The sequence below is a fragment of the Kitasatospora phosalacinea genome (genome assembly GCF_000716545.1).
GTDB lineage: Bacteria > Actinomycetota > Actinomycetes > Streptomycetales > Streptomycetaceae > Kitasatospora > Kitasatospora phosalacinea.
In genome coordinates this window covers 1-15,509 of sequence record NZ_JNWZ01000050.1, presented here as the reverse complement: position 1 = coordinate 15,509, position 15,509 = coordinate 1, and the positions used below count along the sequence as shown (strand labels likewise).

14 protein-coding genes are annotated in these 15,509 nt (G+C 73.5%); 5 read left to right on the top strand and 9 right to left on the bottom strand.

Annotated elements, in window-relative coordinates; translation table 11 throughout:
- Window position 1: 1 nt before the first annotated feature.
- Window positions 2-1,222 carry an MFS transporter gene (locus OO48_RS23555; protein WP_157845519.1) on the bottom strand — a complete coding sequence of 407 codons (1,221 nt, stop codon included), beginning with the start codon at window positions 1,220-1,222 and terminating at the stop codon, window positions 2-4.
- A 221-nt stretch (window positions 1,223-1,443) separates the two neighbouring features.
- Between OO48_RS23555 and OO48_RS23550 the strand changes: the two genes are divergently transcribed.
- The 3 genes from OO48_RS23550 to OO48_RS40790 all read left to right on the top strand — a co-directional run bounded on the left by OO48_RS23550 (window position 1,444) and on the right by OO48_RS40790 (window position 4,397).
- Complete coding sequence (locus OO48_RS23550; protein ID WP_033219512.1) at window positions 1,444-2,688, top strand: FUSC family protein; 1,245 nt, start codon at window positions 1,444-1,446, stop codon at window positions 2,686-2,688.
- A 348-nt stretch (window positions 2,689-3,036) separates the two neighbouring features.
- Window positions 3,037-3,705: a hypothetical protein gene (locus OO48_RS23545; protein ID WP_051732587.1), complete on the top strand. Its 669-nt coding sequence runs from the start codon at window positions 3,037-3,039 to the stop codon at window positions 3,703-3,705.
- Window positions 3,702-4,397, top strand: coding sequence for a class F sortase (locus OO48_RS40790; RefSeq protein WP_051732585.1), 696 nt, complete (start codon window positions 3,702-3,704; stop codon window positions 4,395-4,397). The genes OO48_RS23545 and OO48_RS40790 overlap by 4 nt, the downstream gene beginning before the upstream one ends.
- A 77-nt stretch (window positions 4,398-4,474) precedes the next feature.
- Here the strand turns inward: OO48_RS40790 and OO48_RS39325 are convergent, their stop codons facing one another.
- From OO48_RS39325 to OO48_RS23525, 3 genes are read right to left on the bottom strand one after another with little or no spacing between them, the layout of a single operon-like run.
- The gene (locus tag OO48_RS39325; protein ID WP_209439530.1) at window positions 4,475-4,771 is read right to left on the bottom strand and encodes a hypothetical protein; all 297 of its coding nucleotides are present in this window, start codon (window positions 4,769-4,771) and stop codon (window positions 4,475-4,477) included.
- A 32-nt stretch (window positions 4,772-4,803) separates the two neighbouring features.
- Entirely contained in the window at window positions 4,804-6,144 is a 1,341-nt protein-coding gene (locus OO48_RS39320) for an ABC transporter permease (protein ID WP_209439529.1), read from the bottom strand.
- Window positions 6,141-7,097, bottom strand: a complete 957-nt coding sequence (locus tag OO48_RS23525) for an ATP-binding cassette domain-containing protein (protein ID WP_081952324.1) — start codon at window positions 7,095-7,097, stop codon at window positions 6,141-6,143. The genes OO48_RS39320 and OO48_RS23525 overlap by 4 nt, the downstream gene beginning before the upstream one ends.
- A 430-nt stretch (window positions 7,098-7,527) precedes the next feature.
- Between OO48_RS23525 and OO48_RS23520 the strand changes: the two genes are divergently transcribed.
- Window positions 7,528-8,028, top strand: coding sequence for a hypothetical protein (locus OO48_RS23520; protein WP_033219507.1), 501 nt, complete (start codon window positions 7,528-7,530; stop codon window positions 8,026-8,028).
- A gap of 102 nt (window positions 8,029-8,130) precedes the next feature.
- Here the strand turns inward: OO48_RS23520 and OO48_RS23515 are convergent, their stop codons facing one another.
- The 3 genes from OO48_RS23515 to OO48_RS39315 all read right to left on the bottom strand — a co-directional run bounded on the left by OO48_RS23515 (window position 8,131) and on the right by OO48_RS39315 (window position 10,162).
- The gene (locus OO48_RS23515; protein WP_051732583.1) at window positions 8,131-9,111 is read right to left on the bottom strand and encodes an HNH endonuclease; all 981 of its coding nucleotides are present in this window, start codon (window positions 9,109-9,111) and stop codon (window positions 8,131-8,133) included.
- 94 nt (window positions 9,112-9,205) lie between these two features.
- Window positions 9,206-9,583: a hypothetical protein gene (locus tag OO48_RS23510; protein ID WP_051732581.1), complete on the bottom strand. Its 378-nt coding sequence runs from the start codon at window positions 9,581-9,583 to the stop codon at window positions 9,206-9,208.
- Window positions 9,584-9,889: 306 nt separating this feature from the next.
- On the bottom strand, window positions 9,890-10,162 hold the full coding sequence (locus OO48_RS39315; RefSeq protein WP_033219505.1) for an Imm49 family immunity protein: 273 nt from the start codon (window positions 10,160-10,162) through the stop codon (window positions 9,890-9,892).
- A gap of 239 nt (window positions 10,163-10,401) precedes the next feature.
- Here OO48_RS39315 and OO48_RS23500 point away from each other — a divergent pair, with 239 nt between their 5' ends.
- Window positions 10,402-11,670 (top strand): polysaccharide deacetylase family protein, encoded by a 1,269-nt coding sequence (locus OO48_RS23500; protein ID WP_051732579.1) that lies wholly within the window; start codon window positions 10,402-10,404, stop codon window positions 11,668-11,670.
- A 48-nt stretch (window positions 11,671-11,718) separates the two neighbouring features.
- Here OO48_RS23500 and OO48_RS23495 read toward each other — a convergent pair whose 3' ends face one another.
- Both OO48_RS23495 and OO48_RS23490 read right to left on the bottom strand, forming a co-directional pair.
- Window positions 11,719-13,674 (bottom strand): transglycosylase domain-containing protein, encoded by a 1,956-nt coding sequence (locus OO48_RS23495; protein WP_033219503.1) that lies wholly within the window; start codon window positions 13,672-13,674, stop codon window positions 11,719-11,721.
- Between the two features lie 312 nt (window positions 13,675-13,986).
- Window positions 13,987-15,282, bottom strand: a complete 1,296-nt coding sequence (locus OO48_RS23490; RefSeq protein WP_051732575.1) for a glycoside hydrolase 5 family protein — start codon at window positions 15,280-15,282, stop codon at window positions 13,987-13,989.
- Window positions 15,283-15,509: the final 227 nt, after the last annotated feature.

The window sequence follows — 15,509 nt, the reverse complement described above, 5'->3', positions numbered from 1 at the left end:
CTCAGCCCTCCTGCCGCAGGCCCCGCGTCACCAGCCACGCCCCCGCCGCCGCGACCAGTGCCAGGCCGGTGCCGATCAGCAGCGCGCCGTGGGTGACGTCGGAGAACGCGCCGATCGCCCACGCGCCGAGGCCGGTGCCCGCGTACATGGTGGAGGTGAGCCAGGCGCTGGAGGTGGCCCGGTGGGCGGGGGCGACGGTGCCGGCCAGGGTCTGCTGGTCGGTGACGAAGGCTCCGCTGGCGGTGAACCAGATCAGCACGCCCAGCAGCGAGAGCGGCAGCCCGGGGCCGGTGGTGGCGAGTGCGATGCCGGCGGCCAGCAGCAGGCCCCAGAGGGCGAGCAGCGGCAGGTCGGCGCGGCCCGCGGTGCGGGCCCGGTCGCCGAGGCGTCCGCCGAGCAGCGAGCCGGCCACGCTGCCCGCGCCGACCAGGACGCCGACCAGGCCGAGGGCCTGCACGGAGAGGTCGAAGCGGCGGTCGAGGACGGCGCCGAGGAAGGTGTACGCGCCGAGGTTGGCCGCGTTGAAGACGGTGTTGACCAGCAGCGCGCGCCGCAGCGCCGGGTCGCGCCAGCCGCCCAGGATCGCCCGGACGGCCCCGCCGGACGCCGCGCTGCCCGGCGCGGGGGCGACCTGCCGGGCCAGCAGCGCGATCGCGGCGAGGGTGCCGATCGCGAGCGCCCAGAACGCGGCCCGCCAGCCCGACGCGCCGGCCAGCACGCCGCCGAGCGGGACGCCGACCACCTGGCCGGTGGAGAACAGCGCCATGCCGAGTCCGAGGGCCCGCCCGCGCACCGCCTCGGGGGCGGTCTCGGCGATGTGCGCCCAGATCGCGGGCCCGGCGGCCGCGGCGGCGAGCCCGGCCAGGGCGCGGGAGAGCACCAGCAGGGTGAGGTCGGTGGAGAGCGCGGCGGCCGCGTTGGACAGCACGAACAGCAGCCCGCCGGCGAGCAGGGTGCGGCGGCGGCCGAACCGGTCGCTGAGCAGCCCGAGGAAGGGCGCGAAGACCGCGTACACCAGGACGTACGCGGTGACGGTGGAGGCGGCGGCGGCCTCGGTGGAGCCGATCGATTCGGCGATGGTCGGCAGCAGCGGGGAGACCAGGAAGGTCTCGGTGCCGAACAGGAACAGCAGCGCGAACACCCCGGCGTACCGCAGCGGTCGCAGCACCTCGGGGGCGGGCACCCTCTCGGTGCGCTCGGTCAGGTCGGAGACGTCGCTCACGGCGACCACCACCTCGTCCGGTCGTCGGATCGCGCGGCGCGTCCTCGGACCGCGGACGCGTTCGGCCGCGCGGGGGTCATGGGCGTCCGATGCCGCCATCGTGGGCGGCGCGCCCGGGGCGCAGCCAGACAGGCGTTTGTCCTGTGACCGGGGCTCACAGTCTGACGCCCCCTCAGCGTGTGCGCGGTGTGATCGGGCTCCGGCGGGGATACAAGATCTGCATGCGTTACGTTCCGGAGCCGGTGGCGGTGGTGGTGCGCCGCGGGGCCAGGGACCCGTTCGTCGTGCAGACGGTACGGGCCACGGTCGCCGCGACGCTTTCTTACGTGGTGGCGACCTGGCTGAGCCGGGAGCCGGCACCGCTGACCGCGCCGCTGACGGCGCTGCTGGTGGTGCAGGTGACGGTGTACTCGACGCTCACCACCAGCATCCGGCGGGTCAACTCGGTGGTGGTCGGGGTGCTGATCGCGATCGGGTTCTCGACGGTGGTGGGGCTCTCCTGGTGGAGCCTGGGGCTGATCATCCTCGCCTCGCTGGTGGTGGGCCGCTTCGTGCGGGTGGACGAGTTCGTCCAGGAGGTGGCGATCAGCGCGATGCTGATCCTGGGCGTCTCCCAGGTCACCACCCAGGCCTGGGACCGGGTGCTGGAGACGGTGATCGGCGCGAGCGTCGGCCTGCTGTTCAACCTGGTGATAGCGCCACCGGTGTGGGTGGACAAGGCCGGCGAGTCGATCGAGGACCTGGCCCGCCGGGCCCGCTACCTGCTGCTCGGACTGGCCGAGGAGCTGGGGCGTCCCGTCCCGGTGGAGCGGGCCGCCGAGCGGCTGCACGAGGCCAGGCAGCTGGACCACGCGATCGCCCAGGTGGACGGGGCGCTGCGGCAGGCCGAGGACAGCCTGCGGCTCAACCCGCGGATCAGCGAGGGCCTGCTCTCCCGGCTGGTGCTGCGCACCGGGCTGGACACCCTGGAGATCTGCGTGGTCGTGATCCGGGTGATCGCCCGTTCGCTGACCGACCTGGCCAAGCGCCGCGGCCCCGGCGAGCGGCTCTTCCCCGACGACGTGGCGGTGGCCCTGGAGGAGCTGTTCGAGCACGTCGGCGGCGCGCTGGTGAGCTTCGCGGTGCTGGTCACCACCCAGGTCAGCCGCAACGCCGAGGAGGCCGAGCAGCGGTTGGCCGCCGAACTCGCCGCCGCCTGGTCCTGCCGCGAGAACGTCGCCCAGCTCCTGCTGCGCCGCGTCCAGGAACACCCGGAGGCCTGGCAGTTGCACGGCTCCCTGCTCGCCGAGGTCGACCGCATCCTCGACGAGCTCGACCTCGAGCACCGCGGCCGCCGCCTGATGGAGGAACTCGACCGCGCCGCCGTCTCCAACCGCGACCGCTTCTCCCGCTTCGCCCGCCTGCGCCGCCTGGCCCGCGGCGAACGCCTCCGCCCCCGCCGCCGCTCCCACCAACCAGCCGCCTGACCCCGGGGCCCGCGACGGTGCTGCCGCGGGCCGTCTCAGCGCCGCCTCAGCCCCCGCCGGGTGACGGCGGTGCCCGCCGTGACGGCCAGCAGGAGGGTGCCGAGGATCGCGGCGGCGACGGCGGCGGGGTCGAGGTGGGGGGCGACGTGGGCACCGGTGGCCCCGTCCTGCGCTACCTCGGCGCCGGGCCCGGCGGGTCGGCGGGTCGGCCGACACCGTGCTCGGCCGTCAGGTGGAAACGTCGTACCGGTTCGGGTGTGTTGTGACTGCCCGTCAGATCGCGGCGAGGACTCTCAGGAGGGTGTCGGCACCGTGCCGGCAGCTCCCGTCCATCCCCCCGGAGTTCTCATGATCCCCATCCTGGCCGGGCGGCATCTGCTGCCCCTGCGCGCGGCCGCCCTCGCCGGTGCCGTCGTGCTGCCGCTGGCCGTGTTCGCCGTCCCCGCGCACGCCGCCGGCGACAACGGCGACGTGAAGATCCACGACGCCGGCACGCCCGCCGACAGCCAGAACAACGACCCGAAGGTCTGCAAGTTCTACATCGTCGGGCTCAACTTCGACCCCGGGCAGACCGTGACCTGGCACATCGACCAGCAGCCGCCGACCGGCAACGCCCAGGTGCTGAGCGGAAGCCTGGTCATGCCCACCGGGAACGCCCGGACCGCCGACCAGTCGCTGCCCGACGGGCACTACAAGCTCGGCTGGAACTTCGTGGGCGAGAACGGCGACGCCAAGCAGAAGGTGTTCACGGTCGACTGCGGCGGCGTCGGCAGCAGCCCCTCCCCGAGCCCGTCCGGCAGCACCTCCCCCTCGCCGTCCCCGTCCCCGTCCAGCGGCACCTCGCCCAGCGCCTCACCCGGGCATCCGGGACGGCCTCCGCACGGCGGGGTCGCGGCCGGTGCGGGCGGGTCCTCGCGTGACCTGAACCCGGCCGAGGTCACCGTCGGCACCGCCCTGATCGCCGGGGCGGGCTACCTGGTCGTGCGCCGGCGCCGCCGCTCGCGCTCGCGCCGTTGACCCGCACCACCCACCGACGCGCCCGCGGTGCCGACCGGCTACGGTTCGGCACCGCGGTCGTCGCGCTGCTGTGCGGCGCCTGGCTGGTCGACGACGGACTGACCACCTCCCAGCCGCCACCCCCACCACCGCCCCCGGCCACCGCTCCGGCCTCGGCCCCGGCGCAGTCCCCGGCCACCGCCCGGACGTCCCCCTCCCCCCGCCCCTCCCGGACCGTCCCGGAGGTCGCGGCGCTCGCCCCCTCCGACCCGAAACGGCTGCGCATCCCGTCCATCTCGGTGGACGCCGCGTTCACCCCGCTCGGCCTGGACCCCGCCGGAGCACTCACCACCCCGCCCGTGGGCCGCCCCGACCTGGTCGGCTGGTACCGGGACGCCCCCACCCCCGGCGCCGACGGCACCGCCGTCGTGGTCGGCCACGTCGACGACAAGCACGGCCCCGGCGTGCTGTACCGACTCGGCCTGCTGCGCCCCGGCCTGACCATCACCGTCACCCGGCAGGACCGTCGCGCCGCCACCTTCACCGTCGACTCGGTGCGCTCCTTCCCGAAGGACGACTTCCCCACCGACGAGGTGTACGCGCCGACCGGCCGCGCCGAGCTGCGCGTGATCACCTGCGGCGGCCACTACGACCGGCGCACCGGGTACGACTCCAACACCGTGGTGTTCGCGCACCTGACGTCCGTGACGTGACCTCCGCGCTCGGGCACCCGTGTCCCGGCATTCGTTTCCCGGCATTCGTGTCCCGTCACCCGTGCTGCGACGCCCCGTCAGCTCCGTCTCCCGCGTCGAGCCTCGGCCGTCAGCAGCGCCGCGCCGAGCAGGGCCGCCGAGAGCGCGGCGACCAGCAGGGGGTGCGGGCCGTCCGGACGGCCCGCGGTGCGGGTGGCGCCCATGAAGTCCACCGCGGCGACGTGGTTGACCAGCAGGTACCACAGCAGCGGGTAGAGCGCCTGGAACGGCCGGTGGCCGCGGCTCAGTACGCCGAGCGCCAGCGCCAGCGAGGGGACGAGCAGCGGGCCGCCCGACCAGTGCGCGGCCCCGGCGGCGTCGCCCGTCGCCAGCATCCGCAGCAGCGGGGCGGCACCGGTGAGGACGGTCAGCAGGACCCCGGCCGTCCACTCCGCGAGCAGGCGGCGGCGCGGTGCGGGGTGCGCACCGAGCAGTTCGGCCAGCCCGTTCTCCGTCTGCTGGGTGCCCAGCCGGGACCACAGCAGTACCGGCCACAGCCACAGCAGTGGCAGCAGCAGCCCGGTCGCGGCGGGCGCGGGCACGGCGAGCGCGGCGACGGACAGCAGTGCGACCACCGCCCACCAGGTGCGCGGCACGCCCTGCACCAGGATCCGCGCCTCCCCGGCCAGCAACCGCCCGAACGCCCCGCCCCGGACCGGCACGGTGCGCGGCAGCGCCCCGAACACCGCCGCCCCGGACGGCGGTTGGGCCTCACCCGCCCCTTCCCGGCCCGGCTGCTCCTGCGCCTGCGCCTGCTCCTGCTCCTGCTCCTGCTCCGAACGTCCCCGTCCCCGCCACCCCCGGCCCCGCTGTTCCCGGCCCCGCTGTTCCGGCCCGTGCCCGAGGCGGCAGCGGCCTGGTCGAAGCGGCCGAACCAGAGGGCGGGCAGCACCGCCGCGGCGGCGGCCAGCAGGACCAGGGCCAGCCGGGCGACCAGGAATCCGCCGGTGAGCGGTGCGCCGTCCCAGCGGAAGGAGTGCAGCGGCTCGGCGACCCGGGTCAGGCCGAGGCTGAACCCTCCTTCTCCGTAAGGCAGTTGCTGCGCCTCCAGGGCCTGCCGCAGCGAGTCGCCGGCCTGCCGCACGCCGAGGCCGCCGAGCGGTGCGTGCGCGGACTGGCCGCCGATCGCGAGCAGCAGCGCCAGTCCGAACCAGAGCAGGTTGCCGAACCCGGCCCGCAGCACGGGCACCGTCTCGAACAGCACGGCGGCCGCGGCCGTCACCGCCAGCGGCGGCAGTGCGATCAGCAGGAACGGGGCGAACAGCGCGACCGGGTCGACGGACCTGTCCTCGCCGGCGAGGAGTTGCAGGACCAGCGCGGTGCCCGCGAGCACGCCCAGCATCGAGGCCAGTACCAGCAGGTTGGAGAGGAACTTGGCCGCCAGGTAGCCGGTGGAGCGCAGCGGGGTGGCGGCCAGCACCTGGCCGACCCGGGTCGCGGCGTCCCGGACGATCGCGCCGCGCACCACGTAGAACCCGCCGACCGTCAGCCACAGCGCCCCGGCCAGGGCCGTCGCGGTACCGACCCAGGCGCTGTTGTACACGCCCCGGTTGCCGCCCACGTCGAGGACCACCCAACGGCTGTCGGCGGCGGGCACCGCCAGGCGCCCCAGCCCGACGGCCGCCAGCAGCGTCACCGCGTACACCGGGCGGCGGACCCGTTCCCGGAAGTCTCCGACCGCCAGGGCGGCCAGCGTCCGCGCCGTCACCAGCGGCCTCCTTCCGGTCCCCGGCCTCCGCCGCGTCCACCGTGGTCCCCGCTTCCGCCGCTTCCCCCGTGGTCCCCGTGCCCTCCGCCGTGGACGGCGGCCAGGTAGACGTCCTCCAGATCGGGCCGGACCGGGACGGCGGTGGACGGCCCCTCCCCCGCGCCGGGGGAGATCAGCCGCATCCGGACGCTGCCGGCGGCGGCCCTGACGGTGCGGCCGACCAGCCAACTCGCCTGCCAGGCAGGCAGTTCAGCCGCCGGGACGGTCAACTCCCACACCCTTCCCTCCAGTTCCCGCACCAACTGCTGCGGGGTGCCCCGGCGCAGCAGGCGGCCGCGGGCCAGCACGGCGATCGTGTCGGCGGTCGACTCGACGTCCGAGACGATGTGGGTGGAGAGCAACACCGCTCGCTCGGTGGCGAGTTCGCCGAGCAGGTTGCGCAGCCGGACGCGTTCCTCCGGGTCCAGTCCGGCGGTCGGCTCGTCCACCACCAGGACCCGGGGGTCGGCGAGCAGTGCCTGCGCGATGCCGACCCGGCGGAGCATCCCGCCCGAGTAGCCGCCCAGCGGACGGCGGACCGCCTCGGTCAGGTTGAGCAGTTCCAGCAGCTCGTCGGCGCGGGCCCGGGCGGAGCGCGCCGTGAGGCCCTTGGCGGCGGCCAGGTAGGCCAGGAACTCGCGGGCCGTCAGGTTCGGGTAGACGCCGAAGTCCTGCGGCAGGTAGCCGAGTTCGCGTCGCAGCCGGTCGGGGGCGGCCACCGCGTCGACCCCCCGGTAGCGGAGCGTGCCGGTGCTGGGGCGGGTCACGGTGGCGAGGATCCGCAGCAGCGAGGACTTGCCCGCTCCGTTCGGCCCGAGCAGCCCCAGCAGCCCGACCCCGAAGGTCAGGCCGACCCCGTCCAGGGCCCGCTTCCCGCCCCGGTAGACCTTTCCCACCCCGGCCAACTCGATCACGGGCGCGTCCGCGGGCGCGCCCATGGGCGGCGGGGTTCTCGGGTGCGGCTGTCGTCGGTTCACCGGTTCCTCCGGTCGGCTGCGGTCGATCACCCCCCGAGCCTCGCCGATCGACGGCGCCCCGCCATCTGCCGTTCGGCAGATATCCGCACCCGTTCGCGGACCCGCGGCGGTCCGGCCCCGGCGTCGGCGGCAGCTCCCGCCCCGAACCGCCCCGCCCCGTTCGGTGCGAATACGAACGGGTGATTTTCGGGGGCCCGGACCGGGCCGGGTACCGGAGGACGGGCCTTGCCCGGCAAGGGGCGGCACGGCGTGTCCGGCGGCAGACGACGGGCGACACGGGGAGTGACGAATGAACACCCTCCGTGTCCGATGTGTGGTGATCTGGGCCCGCCCCCGGGCACTCCGCCCGGACCGAACTGGAGGAAACATGTCCCGAACTGCCAAGGCCAAGGGGATCGTCGCACTCGCCGTCGGCGCCGCCGCCGTCGTCGTCGCCGGGGTCCCCGCGCTCGCCGGTGCGGCCACCACCGACGCGCACCGGGCCGCACCGCCCACCGTCACGATCGACTTCACCGGCACCAACTCGGCGGGCGGCGCGGCCAACGCAATCGGCGCGGGCTTCGGCGGCACCGCCACGGCCAAGGACGCCACGGGCGCGACGATCGCCACCGTGTACGACCAGTGCACCAAGGACGTGATCTCGGTCGACTCGGTCACCGCCTTCTGCACCGCCGACCTGGTCTTCACCAGCGGCGACCAGGTCACCTTCACGGCGGTCGTCCCGATCGACAACCCGCTGACCGCCAAGTACCCGAAGAAGTTCGACGGCGTCATCACCGGCGGCACCGGCGCCTACCAGGGCCTCACCGGCGCCGTCCACATCACCAACACCGCCGCCGCGGTCTACGAACTCGGCTGGGACGCCTGACCTCCCCCGCCCCACCCGAGGGGAGCCGCCGATCCCACCGGCGGCTCCCCTCGCCGCCGCGCGGTTCCCGGAAGGACCCGGGGAAGCGGCGCCGGGCCTCTTCTACCAGGTGGAGACGGTTGCGGTGTACTGCTCCTCCACCACCGCGAGGTCCAGTACCCCGTCCGCCCCGACCTGCAGCAGCGAACCGTCCAACGCGCCGTACGTGACGTGCCCGCGCAGGCTCGGCGCGATGTGCACCTGCAGTTCCGGGCTGATCGCGAGCAGGCCGCTGTCGAACAGGCGGTGGATGTCGGCCCTCAGCAGGAGCCCTTCCTCGATGCGGTGCCGCTCGGTCTCCGCGAACGGCTTCAGGTGTGCCGCTTCGAGCACTTCCGCCGGAGCGGGACCGGTGACAGCACAGATCATGCCGTACTGCCGCACCAGTGCACTGCGGAACGCGTCCTGTCCGCGCCTGACCGCCGCGGTGGTCCGACGCCGTCCGCCCGGCAGTTCCGTAGTCGGCCGGGGAGCCGTCCGTCCGATCGACGACTCGTGCGGAAACCTGACTCCGCGTACGGTCACTGCGTCGAGGGTTCGCACCAGGTCCATCGCCCTGATCGACTGCTGCCCCGACTTGCTCAGGCTCAGTTCCCCCAGCAACGCTTTCTCCAGGCAGCCTTCGAGCGGCTGCCACGTCCTGCCGTAGTGCGCCCGGTAGGCGGTGATGGCGACGATCTCGGTGGTCGGCTCGTTGAAGGCAGTGCTGCAACGGCTGCACCAGTACCGCGGCTGCTTCCTCGTGCGCTCCTTGAAGCTGGTGTCACCGCACTCCGGGCACCTGTTGCGCTCCTTCGAGCAGTCGGTCAGGACGTCGATGCGCTCGACGTACCCGGTTCCGAGCGCTTCGCGGCCGTTCCGGACGACCACCAGATCGCCCGCGGTCACCTTCTGGTGGTTGGCCACCGTCGAGTCGTAGCTGTACGACTCCTCGATCACGTCCTCGTACCCCGTGTTTCCCTGGAACTCCCGTTCCGCGCCCGCGACCAGGAACGACCATGCGCGCCGTCCCGGGACCGCCCCTCCTGTGCCCGTGTGTTCCATGGCCGAATGATACGAACCCGAACGGACACCCGGCCGGGCTCGCTTCCGCTCCTCCGGACGGCGGGCCGGAGCAGGTCGGGACAGGCCGGGCAGGTCAGAGCTGCGGGCGGCTCATCGTCTGGATCTCGTTGCCCGCGCTCTGGGTGCGGTCGCCGAGGGCGTGCATCCGGTCCGCGGTGTCGGCCTCGTTGGCGGCGTGGTTGTCGGCCATCACCTGGAGCTTCTGGCCGACCTCGCCGAGCCGCTGGGCCAGGGAGTCCATCGACTCCTTCATGCCGTCGCGCAGGCCCTCGTAGACGATGCCGAACTTCTCGCCGAGGTCGTCGTCGCCCCACGGCGGGTCGCTGTCCTCCAGTGCCGACAGCCGTGACTTCATCTGGTCGACGGTCCGCTGGAACGACTCGCCGATCGACTCCAGGTTCTTGCCCTGCCCGCGCAGGTTCCCCTCATCGACGATGATCTGCTGCGACACCCGAACTCCCCTGCGTCCCTCGTCCGTTCCGACACCGGCGCCGCTTCGCCACGGCGCCCGTCACCACTGTGCCCCAACCGCCGGCGGGGCCGCACCTGCCCGGCCGTCAGGTCGGGAACCCGCCCGGCCACTCGTGGTCGAGCAGGTACCTGGGAATGTACGGGGACTCCACCCCGATGGGGAAGTCGCCGTGGAAGGCGTGGCAGTCCATCGCGAACGGGCCTCGTGACGGTCCCGGCCCGGGCCCGGCCGCCGGAGCACGCTGCCCGATGCCCGACGCGCGGTCACATGACGGCCTCCGCTCGGTCAACGGACTCCCGCCCGCCGCCCCCGGAGCAGGTGGAGGGGGAGGTACTCGGACTCGGACTCGGACTCGACCTCGATCGGGAGGCTGGCGTCGTGGGCGAGCACCGCGACCGCGAGCGGGGCCAGTGCGACGTAGCCCTGCGGCTCGGAGTCCCGGTTCCCGTCGGCGCTCCAGTCGTGGGCGTACTCGTCGATCATCGCGCCGGACGCCCGCAGGAACTCGGTCGGCACCGCCGCCAGTTCGGTGAGCCGCTCCTCCTCCCGGCAGATCACCGCCAGGTGGAGGGGAATTCGCCGGGTGATACCGGACGGCCGTTCGCCGGCCCCGGGAGACCCGCCGCCGGCCGCGGCTCCCCGCGACCGCCCTCCCGACCGACGGGACCGCCCTCCGGTGACAACCGAAGCCCGCCTACAGTCGTCCGACAAGAAGACGGTGTGATGTCCGGTCGTGCCGTCTCGGCGGCGGTCGGCGGTCGGCGGTACGGCGGAGCAGGACGGGGAACAGCGGGACAGTGAAGAACCACAGGCGCGTGGAGGGGCCCGGCACCCGGAGCCGGACGGTCAAGGTGTCGCTGGCGGTGCTCGCCGGGTGCGCGGTCACCGCGCTCGCCCTGACCCTGGTGCTGGACGACGACCCGGACGGGGCCGGGACGGCCTCCTCCGAGGCCGCCGGGGCGGGCGCCGGGGCCTCCGCCTCCGCCTGGGACGGCAAGGTGAAGGTGCTGGGCGACGGCTCGATGTCGGACGCCGGGCCGCAGCCCCACCAGCTCAAGATCGAGAAGTTGAAGCCGGGCGAGGAACCGCCGCAGTTCGTGGTGTTCTCCTGGGACGGCGCGCTGGAGAACGACGACCACCTGTTCTCCCGCTTCCGGGAGCTGGCCGAGGCGAACGACGCCACGATGACGTTCTTCCTGAGCGGCATCTACCTCGTCCCGAACGAGAAGCGCGGCCTCTACCAGGCGCCCCGGCACTCGCCCGGCAGCTCCGCGATCTCCTTCCCCACCGACCAGCACGTCAAGGAGACCCTGGAGCAGCTGCGGCTGGCCTGGCGGGACGGCGACGAGATCGGCACCCACTTCAACGGCCACTTCTGCACCGACGCCGGCGACGCCGGGGGCGGCTCCACCTGGAGCGTCGAGGACTGGAAGAAGGAGATCGACCAGGCGTACTCGTTCGTCGCCCGTTGGAAGACCAACACCGGCTTCTCCACCGAGGCCCCGCTGCCGTTCGACTACGCCAAGGAGCTGGTGGGCGGCCGGGCCCCCTGCCTGGAGGGGCAGAAGAACCTGCTGCAGGCCGCGAAGACCTACGGGTGGCGCTACGACGCCAGCTCCCCCGGCGAGTTCCAGGTCTGGCCGTCGAAGGCGGACGGCATCTGGAACTTCCCGCTGCAACTGCTGCCGTTCGGCGACACCCAGGTGCTCTCGATGGACTTCAACTTCCTGGCCAACCAGTCGGGCGCCAGCACCGAGGGCGACCCGAAGAAGTACGCGGCCTGGGAGAAGCAGACCCGCGAGGGGTACCTGGACGGCTTCGAGCGGGTCTACCACGGCAGCCGGGCGCCGCTGTTCATCGGGAACCACTTCGAGACCTGGAACGGCGGCATCTACATGCAGGCCGTCCAGGACGTGATGGGGACGGTCTGCAAGAAGGACGGCGTGCACTGCGTCTCGTTCAAGGAGCTGGCGGACTGGATGGACGCCCAGGACCCGAAGGTGCTGGAACAGCTGCGCCGGCTGGACCCGGCCCAGTCCCCCGACTGGCCGACCTACCTGAAGTGACCGGCCGCGGGGGCGCGGAGGGTGCGCCCTCCCCGCCCCCGCGGCCGGTCAGTGCGCGGCGCCCTTCGTGTAGGCGGCCCAGATCCCGGCCGGGATCGCCGAGTCGGGGGTGCTCGGGGCGGCGCCGCCCACGCCGGCCAGCGGGAGCAGTTCCAGGGTCTTCAGGTCGAGCCGGAACAGGGCGACCGCGGTGGCCACGTCGCCCCGGTAGCCGACGTACCAGCCCGCGGTGCGCTCCTGGGTGGCGCCGGTCTTCCCGGCGCCGTCGGGAACGGCCTGGCGGACGTCCTTGGACGCGCCGTCCTTGACCGCGCCGTGCAGCGCGGCGTCGACCTCGGCGGCCACCGCCGGGGTGACGGCCTGGACGGTTTGGGGCTTCTCCACCGGGACGTCGCCGCCGTTGTGGCTGACGCTGCTGACCGAGTAGGGGTCGGTGCGCCTCCCCCGGGCGTCGAAGGCCGTGTAGGCGTCGGCGAGCCGGATCGCGCTGGGGGTGGAGTTGCCCAGCGCGTAGGCGGGCGTCAGGTCGCCCATGCTCTCCGGCAGCAGCCCGAGGTCGAGGGCGGTCCTGCGGACGTTGCCCAGTCCGACGTCCATGCCGAGTTGCTGGATCGGCCCGTTGACGGACTGCTCGACCGCGGTCCGCAGCGTGATGCTGCCCCAGTTCCTGCCGCCGTCGTTGGCGGTCCTGGCCTTCTTCCCGTCCCGCGCCCAGTAGGGCCCCTCCGGGGTCTCCAGCTCGACGCCGTCGTCCCCGTCGTACTTGGTGGCGGGCCCGACCGGCGTCCTGCTCCCGTCGCGTTCGTGCTGGACGCCCTGGCCCAGGCCGGCCGCGTACACCAGCGGGCTGAAGGCCGAGCCGACCGGCACGTTCACCGTGTTGGCGTTGTCGAAGCCCTGTTTCAGGTAGTCGGGCCCGCCGTAGACCGCCAGGATCCGGCCGTCGGTGGCCACCGAGGCGGCGCCCAGGTGGACGTTCTGGTCGGCGGGGCGGTGGTCGGGGTCGAGCTTCTTCCCGGCGCTCTCGACCGCCTCGGTGAGCGCGGTCTCCCGCGGCTTCTCGAAGGTGGTGTAGATCTGGTACCCGCCCAGGTCGAACCGGGCCGGCGAGATGTCGGCGTGGCTCTGCGCGTAGCCCTTGGCCAGGTCGACCAGGTAGCCGGTCTGGCCGTTCAGCCCGACCAGCGGCGGCACCGGCTTCGGCTCCGGGAACCGGGTGTACTCGGCCCGGTCGGCCGCCGACAGCTTCCCGATCTTGACCATCCGGTCCAGGATCCACGACCAGCGCTCGACCGCCCGGGCGTGGTTCTCCGGGCCGGCCGCCGGGTCGTACAGCGAGGCGCCCTTGAGCAGCGAGGCCAGGAAGGCTCCCTCGCTGACGTCGAGCGCGGAGACGTCCTTGCCGTAGTACGCCTGCGCGGCCCGCTCGATGCCGTAGCTGCCCCGGCCGAACCAGCTGATGTTCAGGTAGCCGCTGAGGATCTCCTCCTTGCTGTCCTGCCGGTCCAGCTTGAGCGCGATGAACATCTCGTCGAGCTTGCGGGAGAAGTCCTGGCGCTGGTTGAGGTACGCGTTCTTCACGTACTGCTGGGTGATGGTCGAACCGCCCTGGGTGTCACCGCCCGCGCCCATCCGGTAGACCGCCCGGGCGATGCCCTGGAAGGAGATGCCCGGGTCCGAGTAGAAGGTCTCGTTCTCGGCCGCCAGCACCGCCCACTGCACCTGGCCCGGCACCTCGTCCAGCGGCACGTCCTGCCGGTTGACCAGCCCGGTGCGGGCCATCTCGGTGCCGTCCGCCCAGTAGAAGACGTTGTTCTGCTGGGTGGCGAAGGAGTTCAGGTCGGTGGGGATGTCCGTGGTCGCGTACATCACCCCGGCCGTGGCCACCAGCAGCCCGAACGCCCCGCCCGCCAGCAGCAGCACCTGCCGCCAGGACGGCAGCCAGCGCCGCACCCCCCGGCGGCCGGCCCGCGGGTAGTCGATCCGGTGGCGCCGGTCCGGCACCCACCGGCGCCACCCCTCCCGGTCGGCCCGCGGACGGTTCGATCGCGTCCGCGACTTCCATCGGCCAACCACCATCGGACTCCGATCCCCAGCAGGGCGCCCATCGCCCACAGCTCAGACGCCCCTCACCCCGCCGCGCGTTTCACCCGACCCCCTGTGATCGCGGTCACGGGGAGCCGGATCGTGGCGGTGGCGGGCGAACGAGCGGGGCCGGAGCCCGGGGAGCGACGGGAGCCTTGCCAGTGGCCCGGCGAGGACGGCGGGAGGCGGGACCGGGGGCCCGGGGCTCCCGGGTGCGCGCCCTCCCGCCCGTCAGCCCGAAGCGGCCATCGCCTTCGCGTGGGCCGCGAACAGCTGCGCGGTGGTGCGGGTCGGGTTGGCCGGGTCGTTGTTCCACATGACGCGGTGGCCGTCGTAGTCGGGGTAGAAGGAGCCGTCGTCGACCCGGGAGGTGAGCAGCCAGAACTGATCGCCCGCCGCGCCGGCGGCCAGTGCCGCGTCCGTCCAGGCCCGGTAGGCGGCGTCGCGGGCGGCGGTGTCGGGGACGTCCCGGCCGGCGTCGATCTGGAGGCCGAACTCCTCGACGACGACGGGCTTTCCGAGCTTGCGGCCGTCGGCGAGGTGGTCGGTGATCCAGCGGGTGCCCCAGTCGGTGGCGTTGGTGCCGGGCTTGCCGCCGCTGGTCTCGCCCCAGTTCTGCGGGTAGACGTGCACGGTGCCGTAGTCGACGGCGGGGAGGGCGGTCAGCTTGAGCCAGTCGTTGCCCTCGTAGTCGGAGTACGGGTAGTCGGCCTCGTTCGCCCGCCCGTAGAAGCCCTCGTCGCCGACGGCGAGCAGTTGGCGCGGGGCCAGCGACTTCACGTACGCGCTCATCTCGCGGGCCCAACCCAGCAGCGTGGCACCGGACTTGTCGCTGCGACAGCGCGGCTCGTTGGCCAGCTCCCAGGCCATGACGGTGGGGTCGTCGGCGTAGCGCAGGCCGGTGTGGCGGTTGCGGCGCTGGATCACGTGCTTGGCCCAGGCCCGGTACGCCTTGCGGCAGTCGGCGTCGGTGTAGAACCTGTCGTGGTGGGTGCCGTCGCCGTAGGAGTCGTCGGGCAGGCCGAGGAACCAGGAGACGTACTGCTGCATGCCGCCGTAGTCGGGCCAGTTGTTGACCAGCGGGAGGACCAGGCGCAGGCCGAGCTGCCCGGCCTTCCACACGGCGTAGTCGAGGCTCTCGAAGGCGGCCTCGTCGTAGCTGAACGGCTTGGGCTGCAGGGCCCGGTAGGAGTGGCCGTCGCCGTCGGCGAACGCCCAGGCGCGGACGACGGTCAGGCCCATCGTGGCGGCGTCGTCGAGCACCGCGTCGATCATGTAGTGCGACTGCTGGTGCAGGTAGTAGCAGTTGGTGCCGCCGAAGCGGAACTTCCGCCCGTCCAGGCGCAGTTCACCGCCGCGGGCGGTGACGAACGGGCCGCGGTCCTTGCCGGAGGCGTCCCGGCCCCGGGCGTCGGAGTCCTGGTCGGCGGCGGACGCGGTGCCGCCGAGCAGCGGGGCGGTGGCGAGGCCGAGGGCGGCCGCGCCGAGCAGGGCGCGGCGGCGGGTGGTGCGGGGCTGGTCGTTCACGCGGGTCCTCCGGACGTGCGGGCGGGGTGGGGGGTGGTGCCTGGGGGATCGTGAAGTCCCGGGAGGGACGTGGCGCGGTCGGAGTGGTTCCGGCCGCGCCACGGGGTGTCACTCGGTCAACTCGTGCTGTGTGGTCAGCCGTTGACGGTCTTCTGCGCTTCGGACCACTTCTTGTCGAGTTCGGCGAAGTAGCCGTCCCGGTCGCCGGAGGCGGCGCCGCGGGCGAT